Genomic DNA, 15,164 nt, shown 5'->3' with positions numbered 1-15,164 from the left:
CAGACAAAAAATAGAAATTATGAAATACTGGAAATATTACCTGGCTGCCCTGGCAGTTATTATTGTCGACCAAGCAGTGAAGTTCATTGTGCATTTCAACATGGAAATGGGTTTGCCCGGCGAGATAAAACTGATCGGCGACTGGCTGAAACTGCATTACACATTAAATCCGGGCATGGCTTTTGGCGTGGAATTAGGTTCCGATTACGGCAAGATCATCCTGACGACTTTTCGTTTGGTGGCCATGTTCGGGATCGGGTATTACCTGTACCACCTGGTGAAAACCCGTGCCCATTCCGGCTTTATTTGGTGCATCTCGTTGATTTTAGGCGGAGCCATTGGTAACTTAATTGACAGTATCTTCTACGGGGTTTGGTTCGACAATGCGCCGTATGGCTCACATTCGCCTTGGTTTCATGGACAGGTAGTAGATATGTTCTTTGTGGATATCTGGGAAGGCATCCTGCCGCACTGGATTCCGATCCTCGGTGGAAAACCCATGTCGCTATGGCCGATCTTCAACGTAGCAGATTCAGCCATTTTCATTGGGGTTCTTCTGATCCTGTTCAATCAGAACAAGTTCTTCGACCATGAAAAGAAAGTAGAGATCATCCATACGGAGAAACCAGCCGCGTAATTTTGTCTGAACACGATTTTCACGATTAATGGATTTTCAGGATTGTTTGTCTGAATTCGGATTCGTCAGATTTATGGATTCGTTAATTTTTGGGATTACGTAGGGACAGGTCGCGACCTGGCCGCACGCATTTTGCGACTTTTTCCATAGGAAAACATAGCGTTTTTTTGCGCCATCTCGACGTCAGGAGAAACCGTAGGTTCATCGTAGCTAAATCTCATCAAGTTGGGAGTAGCTTCTAAATCTGGCTTTCTACCTTATTCCGGAGATTTCTCCCGCTGGTCGAAATGACAAAAAATTGCGTCATTTTGAGCGAAGCCGAGGGAACTTATAAAACCGTTATTTATAAATAAGCCTAATAAGTTCCCTCGGCTTCGCTCAAAATGATCAGATATATTAAATTTCAAAACCTCAGCCAATGCGCAACCAAGCCTATCTAATCCTCATCCTTTTTATAGCCACTTTCACCTTTGCCTGTAACCGCGAAAAAGTTAATTTAGAAGGCCGGTGGGAAATTGCTGAGGTAAGCAAGCCGAAAATGGATGTGGATAAAGACAGCGTGAGCCAATTGCTGCCACATTTAACGGTTGGCAATAAACTCGATTTTACCGGCGGCGAACTGACCGTAAATCGCAAAGGAACCGGCGACAGCACGTATTATGGCTGGGCCAGTTACAAGGTTGCCAAAGATGGCAAATCGGTGTGGATAGATGCCGGTAATTACAAACCGCTTACGTTTAAGCTCCGGCATATGGAGAACAATGAGATTGAATTACTGTACGAGCGGCAGGATTTTAAAATACTACTGCGCAAGCTTGAAGAAGAATAAGCCCTGAGTTTTTCTATTCCAAGGTCTGTCCCCTGACAGACCTTGGAATAGAAGAAGATTAAGTAATAGATAATAATTTAGCCCTGAGTTTTTCCACATACAATAATACCTTATTCCGTGTCCTTTAAGCCACTTTTAAGCGTCCGAAACCTCGAAACCCAATTCCGATCGCAGCACGGTTTTGTAAAAGCGGTGAACAATATTTCCTTCGACCTGATGGCCGGCGAAACAGTGGCAATTGTGGGTGAATCTGGTTCGGGGAAATCGGTGACGTCGCTTTCTTTGATGCAATTGATCAACGATCCGCCGGGGAAAATTACGGGTGGTTCGGCTATACTGCAGTCGAAGAAGTTTGGGGAAGTGGATCTGCTGAAGCTACCGGAAAAGCAGATGGAAAAGCTGCGCGGTTCGGAAATTTCGATGATCTTTCAGGAGCCAATGACCTCGCTGAACCCTGTTTATACTTGTGGACGGCAGGTGATGGAAGTATTGCAGTTACACGAAAACCTGAGCCGTAAAGAAGCCGAAGCCAGAACCTTGGCGCTTTTTCAACAGGTGCAGTTGCCGCGGCCGGAGAAAATGCTGAAGGCTTATCCACACGAAATTTCCGGCGGACAAAAACAGCGCGTGATGATTGCCATGGCGATGGCCTGCGAACCTTCCGTACTCATTGCCGACGAACCGACTACGGCGCTGGACGTTACCGTGCAGAAGCACATCCTGGAACTGCTGAACGAACTGCGCGAACGCAAAGGCACTTCCATCATTTTCATTACCCACGACTTGGGCGTAGTGGCCGAAATCGCTGACCGCGTGCTGGTGATGTACAAAGGCAACCTGGTGGAGCAGGGAACCGTGCTTGATATTTTTACCAAACCGCAGCACCCGTACACCAAAGCACTGCTGGCTTGCCGGCCGAAAATCAACACTTTTCAAGCCGTTTTGCCTACCGTTTCCGATTTTATGGAGGTTTTGCCGAGCGGTGAAATTGTGGAAAAACCCTTTGTGGAAGATACTTCTTTGCCGGTCGTGGTAAACAATTACCTCGATACAATGGCCGAGCTGAAGCGGAAACAGGCAATGCAGCAAAGCACCAATCCGTTGGTTAAAGTAGATGACCTGCGAGTACATTTTCCGATTAAAAAGAACTTCTTTGGGAAGGTAAAAGAATACGTGCGGGCCGTAGACGGCGTCAATTTCGAGATATTCCCCGGCGAAACGGTGGGTTTGGTAGGCGAATCGGGGTGTGGAAAAACTACCTTGGGGCGCACGCTTTTACGCCTAGTAGAACCTACTTCGGGCCGCATTATTTTTAACGACGTAGATATTGCCGGTTTAAGTCAGGAAGCGCTGCGCAAGAGCCGGAAAAATTTCCAGATGGTTTTCCAGGATCCGTACGCGAGCCTTAACCCGATGCTGACCGTGGGCGAAACCATTATGGAGCCGATGAAGGTGCACAACATCCTGAAAAACGGGAAGGAACGGCGCGAGAAAGTAAACGAACTGCTTGAGACCGTTGGACTTACCGCCGCGCATTTCGATCGTTATCCACACGAATTTTCCGGAGGACAGCGGCAGCGCATCAGCATTGCCCGGGCGTTGGCGCTCAGCCCAAAATGCATTATCTGCGACGAATCGGTTTCGGCGCTGGATGTTTCGGTGCAGGCGCAGGTGCTGAATTTGCTGAACAAACTGAAGCGCGAAATGGGCATAACCTACCTGTTCATCACGCACGACCTTTCGGTGGCCAAGTATATGAGCGACCGCATTTTTGTAATGAACCAGGGCCGCATTATTGAAAGCGGTACGCCGGAGCAGATCTTCAACCAACCCCAGAACGATTATACCCGCGCTCTGATCCAGGCCATTCCCAAAGGCGATGTGGAAGATATCAGGAAGCGGCTAAAGGCTTAAGTTCTTTTAAAAGGAGAGGCGTTTTTGGTGCAAAAAGGATAGCGTTTTCTTTCTTTTGAATCTCAATATCTTAATCTTAATATCCATGAGATTAATTCGTCCAAAAATAATCGGAACCCTGAAAATTATGAAAATGATGGCGGGGAATCTTGCGGTGGTTAATGATATTAAGAGCTCTCCCAATAAAATTATTATTCCCTGTCGATCGGAGGAACACGGTATAGGAATTATCAATAAGATAAAAGAGGCAAAGCCAGGAGAAATACTCTATCTACAAGATTTGTAGTTTTTGGAGCTGAAAGGATAGCGTTTTTCTAAAGCTTTAGTTCTATGCTTTGGTAAATAGTTAGAAAATCCGTTAATCCGTAATACTGAAACCAGCTAAAGGGACTTATTCACCTATTATAGTTAGCGCATCTGGGATATCCTTTTTCAGAATAAGCTTGCTACACACTTTGGTTTGTTAATTACTAAAAGAGAATACTTATGGAAGTTAATGCTACATTCTGGATAGGGTTTAATGTATTTGTACTGCTGATGCTTGCTCTTGACCTGGGCGTATTTAACCGGAAGGCGCATGTGGTATCTGTGAAAGAAGCACTTACCTGGACTGGCGTCTGGATCAGCCTTGCCCTGGTTTTTAACTGCCTTATTTATTACTGGTTTGGTGAACCCAAAGCAATAGAATTTCTAACGGGTTACCTGATCGAGAAATCACTAAGTATAGACAATATATTCGTGTTTGTGTTGGTTTTCGGCTACTTCCAGATACCGGCTATCTACCAGCATAAAATCCTGTTCTGGGGTATTCTCGGGGCGCTGGTAATGCGCGTGATCTTTATTTTTGCTGGCGTTGCCCTGATCCAGAAATTTCACTGGAGCATTTACATTTTCGGCATTTTCCTGATCTATACCGGTTATAAAATGTTTACCGAGAAGGATGCCAAGATAGAGCCGGAGAAAAACCCGGTTATAAAGTTCTTCCGAAAAATAATGCCAGTTACAGACCAATTGCACGGGGATAAATTCTTTGTAAAGCTGGGCGGCAAGAAATACGCAACCCCGCTGTTCCTGGTGCTTATTCTGATCGAAACCACCGACCTGATCTTTGCAGTAGATAGTATTCCGGCTATACTTGCCATCACCCAGGATCAATTCATCGTATATACGTCGAACGTTTTTGCCATTCTGGGGCTTCGTTCTATGTATTTTGCCCTTGCCCATGTAGTAGATCGCTTTGTTTATCTATCTTACGGACTTGCCGTCATACTCATATTTGTAGGCTTAAAAATGACCTTAGTTGATGTTTTCAAGATTCCTACCTTTATTTCCCTGCTTGTCATCGCGTTGATTTTGATTGTTAGCGTGGTATTATCTTTTATTAAAACCAGAAGAGAAAATAAAGCCGGTGAACGGGAGGGATAATCATAATTTCCTTTAAGTCTTTCAACCAACCCCAAAACGATTACACCCGCGCCCTAATTCAGACCATTCCCGAAGGCGATTTGAAGAATACCCGGAAGCGGTTGAGGGGTTAGATTGTTTTAATAGAAGTGAGTTTTGGGGCGGAAAGGATAGCGTTTTCTAATGAGTAAAATTCTGTAATTGCGTATCTTTAAGAAATGGAGAAGAATCTTTACATAATAGCAGGTTGTAATGGAGCCGGGAAAACTACGGCCTCTTTTACCATTTTGCCTGAAATTCTGAATTGTAAAGAATTTGTAAACGCCGACGAAATTGCCAAAGGTTTATCGCCTTTCCAGCCAGAAACGGTTTCATTTGAAGCAGGGCGAATTATGCTTCACCGGATAAATAAACTGCTTGATAATAATGTAAACTTCGCTTTCGAAACTACTTTAGCCACCAAAAGCTACAAGCATAAAGTCCTTCAGGCACAGCAGCAAGGGTATACTGTTACTTTATTGTTCTTCTGGCTGCAAAATGTTGACCTAGCCATTGAACGCGTAAGAACCCGGGTTTTAGAAGGCGGGCACAATATCGAAACGCACGTAATTAAACGTAGATACTTAAACGGTATTAAAAACTTATTTGAGATCTATATAGCAATTGCAGACGAGGTGATGATTTTTGATAATTCCGAAGGCAAACCTGACCTCATTGCCGAAAAGACACTGGCGACCGAGATAAGCATCTTAAATGAAATCAAATTCAGCAAATTAAAAAGCTACAACAATGGCGAAAAATAAAAGAACCTCTAACCAGACCAAGATCCTGGAAGGAATGGACAAGGTTTATGAGAAGCTTATCGAGTTTAAAAGGAAAATGAACAGCGAGCTTGTTATTCTAAAAGAAGACAAGATCGTTAAAATAAAGCCGTAAAGGCCATTAAAACCACTTTTCCCCTCCAAAACCATAGCGTTTTCAACTAAACCAAACCATACAAAGCAATGCCTGAAAATAAATTACTTCGGATGGACAATGTGGGCATCGTGGTAGAATCCTTAGATAACGCTATCGCATTTTTCACGGAAATAGGCCTGACGCTGCAAGGGCGCGCCACCATAGAAGGCGAATGGGCGGGCCGGGTTACCGGGCTTGGCGACCAGAAAGTTGAAATTGCGATGATGGTTACGCCCGATGGCCACAGCCGCCTGGAGCTTTCGCGGTTTGTAAACCCGGCTGTTATTGCCGACCACCGCACGGCGCCGGTAAATGCCTTGGGTTATCTGCGGGTTATGTTTACCGTTCAGGACCTCGACGAGCTGGTTGCCAGGCTCCTGAAACACGGCGCGCAGCTCGTTGGCGAAATTGTGCAGTACGAAAACACCTACCGGCTCTGCTACATTCGCAGCAACGAAGGAATTCTGATCGGTTTGGCGCAACAACTTTGAAGGATACAGAAAAAGCTTAATTGGGAGTTTTTGGGGCTGAAAGGATAGCGTTTTTAATGCTTTTTCAATTTACTTTTGTTAAATTGTGTATGTCCGTCTTGTTGTATTTGAATAAATAGCAGTACATATCTAAAGCAGCTATGAGCAAAAGTCATTTGAAACTATTACTAGCGAACTTATTCTTCTTAGCCACTCTGGATTTATTTGGACAAACACCTTTAGGTAAGGGGCTTGTTTCTATTGATTGCGAAAATGGACGTATTTTAGAATTTTATCCTGACACAACCGATATAAAGGCAACGAAAACAATTAAAATTCTTGGAGATATATTGCCGACAACAGTAGGAGTAACCAACCACCAGGAGCCAAAAAGGATTTGGTGGGGCATATTGTCCCTAAATGAACAAGGGGAATGGAATGAATCTCAATGGCTAAAGCCAGAACAATCTGGTTTTTCCTTGGAACTTCGTTTCAAGCAACAGACAAAGGGATGGTATGAAGTAATAGTTAATAATCAAAATGGCCAAACTTATTGGCTTAGAAAAAGCAAGTTTACTAAATATTTAAGTTGGGAAGATCATCTAAAACGACAACGCTCAATTTCCAGGCTTCCTGCTTCAAATCAACCCATTAGGCGTCAACCTACTGAACAGTCAAAATCAATAAAATACTCAGGACCAGAATGTTTCCGAATAAGGTCGGTGAGTGGAGATTGGGTTGAAATTTTTCTAATAGTTTATTTAAATGAAGATCCAGAAAAACCAAAACATAAAATAAAGACTGGTTGGATAAAATGGAGAAATGGGGATAACCTTTTAATAAATTATAGCTGTCCTTACATAAATGGGATAAAGCAAGAAATCTTAACAAGAGAATAGATAAATTCCTTTATACCTCTTGATTATATCAGGGTCATAAACCACTTTTTCCCTCCAAAATCATAGCATTTCAAAAGCCAGCTCGGAGGAAAGAAGTTGCCAGTTTCTGTGAGAGCAGAATGCTTCTGCAGTTTTTGGTCCTGAAAGGGTAGCGTTTTTATTGTTGTACATAGTTGGCAACAAGCATAAAAGAAAATGAAGAAAATATTCCTAATTATATCTTTAATTGTCATTTTAATCCTGTCTTTGGTTTTTACTTTTGTACACCGAGATGAGCAAGATATGAAGGAAAAAATAGACGGGACCTATATACTTTCTCATAATCAGTTAAGCCCAGATTCTTCAAATGATTTTACAGTGTATATAACGCTTTCGAAGAATAAGGAAGCTACCTACATAATATACCAGCTACAGAAACTAAAAAATACAAAAAGAACAGGCAATTGGAACTTTAAAAATGATACACTTACAATTACATACCAAATGGAATGGTTAGAATTGTTGGAGAAAAAAGAAATTGAAGGAGGATTTACATATGCTAAGAATGACTCTATAGTTACCAAATCTGAACCTTTTTCTATAAAATATATAGTTGAAGAAAGAAATACACATAATAGGAGATTGTGTCCTGTTGAAAAAGGACAATGTTTTGATAGGTTCAAAGAATTAGGTTATGAATAAAAGTCGACTTACAGTAAACTGTAAAACACTTTTTGAGTTGATTTCTAAAGCGGTTTCCAAAACTCAAATCCAAAATCTGAACTAAAACCCCCGCCAAAACCTTATACAATGCTGCCACACCCCAAACGGCAGCGGCTTGGCGAAAACGCTATCAATTTTCCTGTTAAAACCCCTCTTAAACGGCCCTTGCAGCCGAAGTAAAATCCCCCTTCACCGCAATTTTTAATAACCATTTTAATTTAATATTCTCTTAACCGTAACCTTTATAGAAAAAACAGTATACTTAAGAGATTAAAAAGTATAGATACATTTTAGATGCAAAGAAACCGAAAAGGAAGAAACGCTTCCGAAGAACCAAAAGAAGATTCAAGACGCAGCAAAAAAGGCGGCTTGTCTGAAGATATTTCCAAAAACCGCGTTGCCAGTATTTTCTCCAAGAACATAGGCAAAGTATTTTCCCCGAAACAAATTCTGCGCCGGCTAAGCGTAACCACGCAGGCCGGCCGCGAGCTGGTATACGAGCACCTGAAGCAATTGAAGAAGGAAGGCGACATTATGCTGCTCGACAACGGCGATTACATATTTAACCCGGAAACCAAAATTGTGACCGGAAAAGTGGACCTGGCTACCCCGAAATACGCCTTTGTGATTTCGGAAGAGCTGGGCTCCGATGTGCGCGTTTTCACGGAGAAGCTGAAATTTGCAATGGACGACGACCTTGTGAAAGTGAAAGTTACCGTGGGCCGCGGCGACAAGATGGAAGGCGAAGTGCTGGAAATTCTGGAGCGCAAACGCGAAGACATTGTAGGCCGAATCGAGGTTTCCGACCGTTTTGCGTTCCTGGTGCCCGATTATAAAAAGCTGTACTTCGATGTATTTATCCCGATGGACGGCATTAAAGGCGCCCAGAACGGCGATAAAGTGCTGGTGCAGGTTACCGAATGGCCGAGCCACCCCGATAAAAAACCGATCGGCGAAGTAATTCGCGTGTTTGGCCAGGCGGGAGAGCACGAAGCGGAGATCAATTCCATTATGGCCGAATACGGTTTGCCGTTCGAGTTTCCGCAGGAAGTGGAAGCCGAGGCCAATGCCATTCCGGACGAAATTACGCACGAAGAAATTGGCCGTCGCCGCGATATGCGCCACATCACCACGTTTACCATAGACCCGGTAGATGCTAAGGACTTTGACGATGCCCTTTCCATAACCAAACTGGAAAACGGCAACTGGGAAATTGGCGTGCACATTGCCGACGTTACGCATTTCGTGCAACCTAATTCGCGCCTGGAAAAAGAGGCTTACCACCGGGCTACGTCGGTTTATCTGGTAGACAGAACCATCCCGATGCTGCCGGAAAGGCTTTCGAACGGCCTGTGCTCTTTGCGGCCGAACGAAGATAAATTAACGTTTTCGGCGGTGTTCGAAATGGACGATAACGGCGGCATCCACCAGCAATGGTTCGGTAAAACCATTATCCATTCCGATAGAAGATTTGCCTACGAAGAAGCTCAGGAACGCATCGAAACCGGCGAAGGCGACTACGTGGAAGAAATTCATACCCTGAACCGCCTGGCTAAAATTCTGAAGGAAAAACGCTTTAAGAACGGCGCCATCAGTTTCGAAACGGTAGAAGTAAAATTCAAGCTCGACGAAAACAACAAGCCGACCCAGGTTTTTGTGAAAGAACGCAAAGATGCGCACAAGCTCATCGAGGAATTTATGTTGCTGGCTAACCGCAAGGTAGCCGAGTTTGTTTTCCACATGAAAAAGAAAGGCGAACGCCTGACGATGGTGTACCGCACCCACGACGCCCCGGACCCGGAAAAACTGGAGAACTTCTCGAACTTTGCCGGCCGTTTTGGCTACCGCTTAAACATCCAGGAAAACAACGTAGCCGAAAGCTTAAACAGCCTGGGCGAACAAATGGAAGGCAAGCCGGAGCAAAGCATCCTGCAAAACCTGGCCATCCGGACCATGGCCAAAGCCATTTACACCACCGAGCCGAAAGGGCACTTTGGTCTGGCTTTTCCACACTATTCGCACTTTACGTCGCCCATCAGAAGGTACCCCGATATGATGGCGCACCGCCTCATAGAAATGTACCTCGCAAAGCCCGTTACAGCGCCCAAAGAGGAATTTGAGGAACGTTGTAAACATTCTTCGGATATGGAAAAACGTGCCGCCGATGCCGAACGCGCTTCCATTAAGTACAAACAGGTGGAGTACATGCAGGATACCATTGGCCGTCAGTTCAAAGGTATTGTATCTGGCTTAACCGAGTGGGGATTGTACGTGTTAATTGAAGAAACCAATACCGAAGGCATGGTGCGCCTCACCGACCTGGAAGACGATTACTACGAGCTCGACGCGAAGAATTTCCGGGTGATTGGTCAGAAGAACAAACGGATGATCACGTTCGGCGACGAAGTTACCGTGGAAGTGAAAGCCGTAAACCTGATGGATCGCAACATAGACCTCTATCTGGTTACCGAAACCAATTCGCGGCACTACGGTTTCCAGCAGCCGGAAGAAGACACCTACGAAAGCCGCAGCAAGAAAAAGAAAGCCGAAAAAATTGGCCGCGGCAAGCAGGAAGATCGCGCGAAAGTTGCGCCCAAACCCCGTAAAGGCAAAAGCGGCTACATTCCGGAAAAGCCGGCCGTTACCCACGAAGGCCCCGAACGCTCCGGCGCCAACGAAGAAACTCCAGACAGCTCCGAAGCCCCGCACGTTCCGATTACGAAACGGAATATCCGGGATTTTTATGGGTTTTAAACCTAGCTCAGAATTTAGTTAACTTGATCCTGTAATAAAATTAAAAAGAATATAATATGACTTGGACAGAACAAGATGATAGAGATATGCTTTATGCTACTAATTATCTTAGAGCAAATGGATTGACTTTAAGTGCAGATTTAAAACAGCAACTATCTACTTTATTGAGAGGTGTTTCAATCAACTCTATTAAAGCAAAGTATGATAATTACAGCTATCTAATAACTGGTGCTGAAGGATTATCTAATTATTCTAAACAATCAGAAAGGATGTATAATCTTTACGGTACTTCATTAGATTTAATTCGGCCAAATGTATCAGCGGGTGTTTTAGATCTTTTAAGATAACAGATAGGTTAATTAGGAGTGAAAGCCGTAATTGATAAAGATTACGGCTTTTTAATTTAGAAGCTCAAAATGCTTTCCCTGATTACGGAATTTGATATAGCGAGCAGCTTGAAAACTTTGCCAAACCAAAACTCCCCCAATCCCGCAAAAGAATTCCGGAAATCTAAGAATGCTGTTGTAATTTAGCGGCAGCACCAAATCCAGCTTTACGTTTTGATTCCCATAGCTACTTTTTCGGAGAAGATCGCGCAGACTTTATCCACAATTAATTACGGCGATGAGCCGACTGAATTGTATGAGCCTATCCGCTACATCATGGACCTGGGCGGAAAACGCATCCGGCCGTTGCTTACCGTGCTGGCACATCATTTATTTGAAGATGAAGTAGATAAAGCATTATTGCCGGCCGCTGCCGTAGAGGTTTTCCACAACTTCACCCTCATGCACGACGACATCATGGATCAGGCACCCTTACGCCGCGGCCAGGAAACCGTGCACGAAAAATGGAACGCCAACACCGCCATTCTCAGCGGCGACGTGATGCTGGTAAAAGCCTACGAATTATTCCTCGGCGTGCAGCCCATCCATTTGCCGATAGTGCTTAAGCTGTTCTCCAAATGTGCCGCCGAAGTTTGCGAAGGTCAGCAACTGGATATGAACTTCGAAACCCGTACCGACGTGAGCATTCCCGAATACCTGCAAATGATTACGCTTAAAACGGCGGTGCTTCTGGGTTTTGCGTTGGAATTAGGCGCCGTTTTAGGTAATGCTTCGGAAGAAGATAGAAAGAACCTGAAGGAATTCGGCATAAAGACCGGGATCGCCTTCCAACTCCGCGACGACCTGTTAGATGTGTACGGCGATGCAGCCCAGTTTGGCAAACAGGTTGGCGGCGATATTCTTTCCGATAAGAAAACGTTCCTGCTCTTAACGGCACTGGAAGATTCCAACGAAATGCACCGCACCGAACTCCACAACTGGCTTGGCAAAATGGTAGCAAATCCGGCGGAAAAAGTAAAAGCTGTAACGGCTATTTATGATCTGCTGGATATTAAAGCCAAAACCGAAGCCAAAATAAACCATTATTTCCACGAAGCCCTGGAGCACCTTGAGCACGTAAATGCGCCTAAGGAACGGAAAGAGTATTTGCGCGCGCTGGCACTAAGCCTGATGGAACGCAATAATTAAATGACTTAATTGTTAAATGGTTAAATTGTTGATAGTTTTTTTGAGGTGGAACCCGTAACCCTTTGTTTCTGCTGTAACCTGAAATTTCTATCATGTTGAGCCCCAGCGAAACAACTTGTCGGCTGGTTGCAGAAACGTTTCTACCGCACGCCAACAAGATACCTCACTATCGCTCCCGAAATACTTCGGAAAAAGCTGCATACCAGGTTTTGCGATAAGTAGGAGGGGAGGGTTACACATATTGCATAAAACCGGTTGTGGTAAGTATTTTGTCTTGGCCTGTTAGCAGACAGTGGAATCCTGAAACCATTTCCAAATCTTCAAATTTCCAAATTCCCAAATCTGAAAACATGAGTTTAACCCTTGCCCTCATCGCTTTTAACGTTGTCATTACCATGTATGCCTGGCGGAATCAGGATTTCCTGGAAAGCTGGGTTTTTCATCCGTACAGCGTAAAGCGTAATAACCAGTGGTACCGTTTCCTGACCTCCGGGTTCCTGCATGCTGACTGGGGGCACTTGTTCTTCAACATGTTTTCGCTTTATTTCTTTGGCGATGCCGTGGAAAGCCTTTACAAATATTATTTCGGTCCGCAGGCAGGCGCACTCTGGTTCCTGGCGCTGTTTGTAATAGGGGTAATTCTGGCCGATGTGCCCACCTATTTCAAACATAAAGATGACCGTAACTATCATTCACTGGGCGCTTCGGGCGGGGTTTCTACCATTATTTTTGCCAGCATTCTGTATGCCCCCATGAATAAAATCTGCCTTTATGGTTTTATTTGCCTGCCGGGTGTGGTGCTGGGTGTATTGTACCTGATCTATTCCTATTTCGAAGCAAAGAAAAACCGCGACAACGTAAACCACGATGCGCACTTTTACGGGGCTTTGGTAGGCGTAATTATGGGCTGGATCCTGGTTCCGGAAGCTGGCCGCGGCTTTATTTCCCAATTGCTACAGAACTTACCGTTTTAATGCTATTGTTTTCCGGGAAAAAGGTAAGGCTTTAAACCATACCTTGCCGGCGGTTTTTTTCTGGGCGCGTATACCATAGAGAAAGCTCTATATAAGGCTCCCTGGGTATGAAAACAACTTTACTAACGGCATTTACTGCCCTGCTATTCTGCTTATTATCGGTTACTGCTGCTTACAGTCAAAACGCCGGCAAGTCCATTATGGAAAATATTTGCGACAACCGGGCGCTCTTAAAAGAAGTTCTGGTGCAGGCCGGCCTAGGCCCGGTTTTGACGGATGCCGGGCCTTATACCTTTTTTGCCCCTTCCGACGAAGCTTTGCAGAAAATGAGAAATGCAGACCCTAACAAGCTGAAGGATGCGCTAATGAGTCATATTATTGTCGGTCGTTTGCTGAAGGAAGATTTCAAAGACGGTTCTAGGTTCTAAAATAATGACGCTGGGAGGCAAAGAAGTAACCGTTTTCCGGAAGGGCAACCAGGTTTTAATTAATGGCGTGAAGATTACCCAAGCCGATAACGTTGCCAGGAACGGGGTAATGCATACGGTAAATAACTGGCTTGTTGCGCCGGTTTTATAGTTTTTCTGAGACTTCCCCTGAATAAGAGTGCCAAGGTCTCCTTTCTTCGAAACCCTTTCTGTTTTATTTTAAGAATTTTCGGCTACCGGCCGGCTTAAAGTTGGTTTGCTTCAGCGCAATTGCGGAAAAGCTGCTGAATGAATTTCCGCTTGTAAATCTTTTAGCCCCATGCATTTGGCCTCGGCTGTTAGCAGAAAGCAGGCCGTTGTGGAAAGGAATGTATAAAGATATTCAGAAGGGCACAGTTGAAGGAAGTTCGCCGGAAAGGCAATTATGGTCGTGCTCTTCAATACTTTAACCTTGGTTGACAAAGCTCCTGGCGCTCTTTGTAGAAGGAAAAATGCTCTCACCCAATTCTCACCTCCAATATGTAAAGAGGCCAGGAGTTTTTCGTCAACCTCGGAAAAGACTAAAACAACACTTCAAAAACAACTAACTCTTATTTATTTCCTGTTCGATGCTATAATAACGCATATATTTATGCAATTTAAGAAAATTCTTCCATAAAAACATATATGTTATTACAGTCTGGCAGGTTTGTAGATGTAGTCGCGTTTTTTTTCGTTTTGGTTGCCTGACTAAATTTTTTTTTTTAAATTTTTAATAAAGAAAAGCTATTTTCCTTTTAAGTAGTTATTTATCAAAGTCTTCATTAATGAAAAATAAAGATATACGTTAAATTTAGTGAAAGAAAAGGCTTTCAGATGCAGTAAATAAGCTTAGCATTTTTAAATTTAAAAAGACTGTTAAAGTTTAATTCAGGAATAACTATTATTCATTGCAGGATCGGAAACTACCTGCCCTTTAAAAGCAAAGGCCCTGCTGTTAAATTAAAACAGCAGGGCCTTTGAAATAAAAAGTCCTTTATTGATTCCGGCGTAGCAAGCGTTGCTTTTCCAGGCGGGCTACGTGGTTTATAATGTCGCCCACATTGGTAAGCTCGGTGGCCTGCCAGTAATCGCCTTTATCCAGCATCTTAATTTCCAGTACCATGGTGGTATCGTAGCGGGGCTGCGTGAATTTCAGCCCGACCAGGGCCTGCTCTCCGGCCTCTTTAATGTAATCGATGCCCTGGAACTCGCTGCTGTCGCCAATTACCATTCCAGCAATGGCACCCAAGGAGATCAGGGGTTTTTTCCCGGCGGCATTAAGGTTAATGTTGCCGGTTTCGATGTAGTACTGCACTTCGTTGCGGGCCGCTTTTACCAGTTGTGGCTTCAGCAGGTTTAAAGCGCTTTTACCCAGGTTCAGCCCCGGAACAAACCGGCTTACCAGACTGCGTTGCTGCGTTACCTGGTCTACCAGGCTGCCGGTAAGCGATTCCACGTTCACATACTTTTCAAATTCGGCTACGTTGTGGTTCTGTGCGGCTTCTTTGGCCTGCAGCAACGAGTACTTTGGCCCAGAAAGGAAACTACGGTAATAAAGATAGCCACCTATTAAACCAATAACCAGAAGCAGTAAAAGGATTTTTTTCATAGAAATGTACTCGTGAATAATGGAGTTAAGA

The 15,164-nt window shown here is 44.2% G+C and carries 17 protein-coding genes; 16 read left to right on the top strand and 1 reads right to left on the bottom strand.

All coding sequences use genetic code 11. The features are described 5' to 3' along the window. The first annotated feature begins 19 nt into the window (after nt 1–19). The 16 genes from F0P94_RS06530 to F0P94_RS19965 all read left to right on the top strand — a co-directional run bounded on the left by F0P94_RS06530 (nt 20) and on the right by F0P94_RS19965 (nt 13,654). Entirely contained in the window at nt 20–637 is a 618-nt protein-coding gene (locus F0P94_RS06530) for a lipoprotein signal peptidase (RefSeq protein ID WP_150903036.1), read from the top strand. 418 nt (nt 638–1,055) lie between these two features. Next, nucleotides 1,056–1,466 carry a hypothetical protein gene (locus tag F0P94_RS06525; RefSeq protein WP_150903035.1) on the top strand — a complete coding sequence of 137 codons (411 nt, stop codon included), beginning with the start codon at nt 1,056–1,058 and terminating at the stop codon, nt 1,464–1,466. 117 nt (nt 1,467–1,583) lie between these two features. Then, nucleotides 1,584–3,380, top strand: coding sequence for an ABC transporter ATP-binding protein (locus tag F0P94_RS06520; protein ID WP_150903033.1), 1,797 nt, complete (start codon nt 1,584–1,586; stop codon nt 3,378–3,380). Between the two features lie 85 nt (nt 3,381–3,465). Then, nucleotides 3,466–3,666 (top strand): hypothetical protein, encoded by a 201-nt coding sequence (locus F0P94_RS06515; protein ID WP_150903031.1) that lies wholly within the window; start codon nt 3,466–3,468, stop codon nt 3,664–3,666. 200 nt (nt 3,667–3,866) lie between these two features. Further along, nucleotides 3,867–4,805: a TerC family protein gene (locus tag F0P94_RS06510; protein WP_150903030.1), complete on the top strand. Its 939-nt coding sequence runs from the start codon at nt 3,867–3,869 to the stop codon at nt 4,803–4,805. A 197-nt stretch (nt 4,806–5,002) separates the two neighbouring features. Next, nucleotides 5,003–5,587 carry a zeta toxin family protein gene (locus tag F0P94_RS06505; protein WP_150903028.1) on the top strand — a complete coding sequence of 195 codons (585 nt, stop codon included), beginning with the start codon at nt 5,003–5,005 and terminating at the stop codon, nt 5,585–5,587. Further along, on the top strand, nt 5,574–5,720 hold the full coding sequence (locus F0P94_RS19615) for a hypothetical protein (protein WP_191906945.1): 147 nt from the start codon (nt 5,574–5,576) through the stop codon (nt 5,718–5,720). The genes F0P94_RS06505 and F0P94_RS19615 overlap by 14 nt, the downstream gene beginning before the upstream one ends. 68 nt (nt 5,721–5,788) lie before the next feature. After that, nucleotides 5,789–6,232, top strand: a complete 444-nt coding sequence (locus F0P94_RS06500) for a VOC family protein (RefSeq protein WP_150903026.1) — start codon at nt 5,789–5,791, stop codon at nt 6,230–6,232. A gap of 140 nt (nt 6,233–6,372) precedes the next feature. After that, on the top strand, nt 6,373–7,110 hold the full coding sequence (locus F0P94_RS06495; RefSeq protein WP_150903024.1) for a hypothetical protein: 738 nt from the start codon (nt 6,373–6,375) through the stop codon (nt 7,108–7,110). Nucleotides 7,111–7,305: 195 nt separating this feature from the next. After that, entirely contained in the window at nt 7,306–7,791 is a 486-nt protein-coding gene (locus F0P94_RS06490; RefSeq protein ID WP_150903023.1) for a hypothetical protein, read from the top strand. Between the two features lie 315 nt (nt 7,792–8,106). Next, on the top strand, nt 8,107–10,566 hold the full coding sequence (rnr, locus tag F0P94_RS06485; RefSeq protein ID WP_150903021.1) for a ribonuclease R: 2,460 nt from the start codon (nt 8,107–8,109) through the stop codon (nt 10,564–10,566). A 56-nt stretch (nt 10,567–10,622) separates the two neighbouring features. Then, nucleotides 10,623–10,913, top strand: coding sequence for a hypothetical protein (locus tag F0P94_RS06480; RefSeq protein ID WP_150903019.1), 291 nt, complete (start codon nt 10,623–10,625; stop codon nt 10,911–10,913). A 216-nt stretch (nt 10,914–11,129) separates the two neighbouring features. After that, entirely contained in the window at nt 11,130–12,101 is a 972-nt protein-coding gene (locus F0P94_RS06475; protein ID WP_150903401.1) for a polyprenyl synthetase family protein, read from the top strand. A 350-nt stretch (nt 12,102–12,451) separates the two neighbouring features. Further along, nucleotides 12,452–13,075, top strand: coding sequence for a rhomboid family intramembrane serine protease (locus F0P94_RS06470; protein WP_150903017.1), 624 nt, complete (start codon nt 12,452–12,454; stop codon nt 13,073–13,075). Nucleotides 13,076–13,182: 107 nt separating this feature from the next. Beyond that, entirely contained in the window at nt 13,183–13,503 is a 321-nt protein-coding gene (locus F0P94_RS19970; RefSeq protein ID WP_150903016.1) for a fasciclin domain-containing protein, read from the top strand. 4 nt (nt 13,504–13,507) lie between these two features. Beyond that, the gene (locus F0P94_RS19965; RefSeq protein ID WP_150903014.1) at nt 13,508–13,654 is read left to right on the top strand and encodes a fasciclin domain-containing protein; all 147 of its coding nucleotides are present in this window, start codon (nt 13,508–13,510) and stop codon (nt 13,652–13,654) included. A gap of 864 nt (nt 13,655–14,518) precedes the next feature. Here the strand turns inward: F0P94_RS19965 and F0P94_RS06455 are convergent. Further along, the gene (locus F0P94_RS06455) at nt 14,519–15,133 is read right to left on the bottom strand and encodes a DUF2939 domain-containing protein (RefSeq protein WP_150903012.1); all 615 of its coding nucleotides are present in this window, start codon (nt 15,131–15,133) and stop codon (nt 14,519–14,521) included. Nucleotides 15,134–15,164: the final 31 nt, after the last annotated feature.

The organism is Adhaeribacter soli (assembly GCF_008727925.1).
GTDB lineage: Bacteria > Bacteroidota > Bacteroidia > Cytophagales > Hymenobacteraceae > Adhaeribacter_A > Adhaeribacter_A soli.
This window is presented reverse-complemented; position numbering and strand designations above follow the sequence as displayed.

Bases quoted from the DNA above. Each gene is read 5' to 3' on its own strand.
- F0P94_RS06510 (WP_150903030.1), top strand. From the start codon at position 3,867: ATGGAAGTTAATGCTACATTCTGGATAGGGTTTAATGTATTTGTACTG.
- F0P94_RS06470 (WP_150903017.1), top strand. From the start codon at position 12,452: ATGAGTTTAACCCTTGCCCTCATCGCTTTTAACGTTGTCATTACCATG.
- F0P94_RS19615 (WP_191906945.1), top strand. From the start codon at position 5,574: ATGGCGAAAAATAAAAGAACCTCTAACCAGACCAAGATCCTGGAAGGA.
- F0P94_RS19965 (WP_150903014.1), top strand. From the start codon at position 13,508: ATGACGCTGGGAGGCAAAGAAGTAACCGTTTTCCGGAAGGGCAACCAG.
- F0P94_RS06525 (WP_150903035.1), top strand. From the start codon at position 1,056: ATGCGCAACCAAGCCTATCTAATCCTCATCCTTTTTATAGCCACTTTC.
- F0P94_RS06455 (WP_150903012.1), bottom strand. From the start codon at position 15,133: ATGAAAAAAATCCTTTTACTGCTTCTGGTTATTGGTTTAATAGGTGGC.
- F0P94_RS06505 (WP_150903028.1), top strand. From the start codon at position 5,003: ATGGAGAAGAATCTTTACATAATAGCAGGTTGTAATGGAGCCGGGAAA.
- F0P94_RS06515 (WP_150903031.1), top strand. From the start codon at position 3,466: ATGAGATTAATTCGTCCAAAAATAATCGGAACCCTGAAAATTATGAAA.
- F0P94_RS06490 (WP_150903023.1), top strand. From the start codon at position 7,306: ATGAAGAAAATATTCCTAATTATATCTTTAATTGTCATTTTAATCCTG.
- rnr (WP_150903021.1), top strand. From the start codon at position 8,107: ATGCAAAGAAACCGAAAAGGAAGAAACGCTTCCGAAGAACCAAAAGAA.
- F0P94_RS06495 (WP_150903024.1), top strand. From the start codon at position 6,373: ATGAGCAAAAGTCATTTGAAACTATTACTAGCGAACTTATTCTTCTTA.
- F0P94_RS06500 (WP_150903026.1), top strand. From the start codon at position 5,789: ATGCCTGAAAATAAATTACTTCGGATGGACAATGTGGGCATCGTGGTA.
- F0P94_RS06480 (WP_150903019.1), top strand. From the start codon at position 10,623: ATGACTTGGACAGAACAAGATGATAGAGATATGCTTTATGCTACTAAT.
- F0P94_RS06530 (WP_150903036.1), top strand. From the start codon at position 20: ATGAAATACTGGAAATATTACCTGGCTGCCCTGGCAGTTATTATTGTC.
- F0P94_RS19970 (WP_150903016.1), top strand. From the start codon at position 13,183: ATGAAAACAACTTTACTAACGGCATTTACTGCCCTGCTATTCTGCTTA.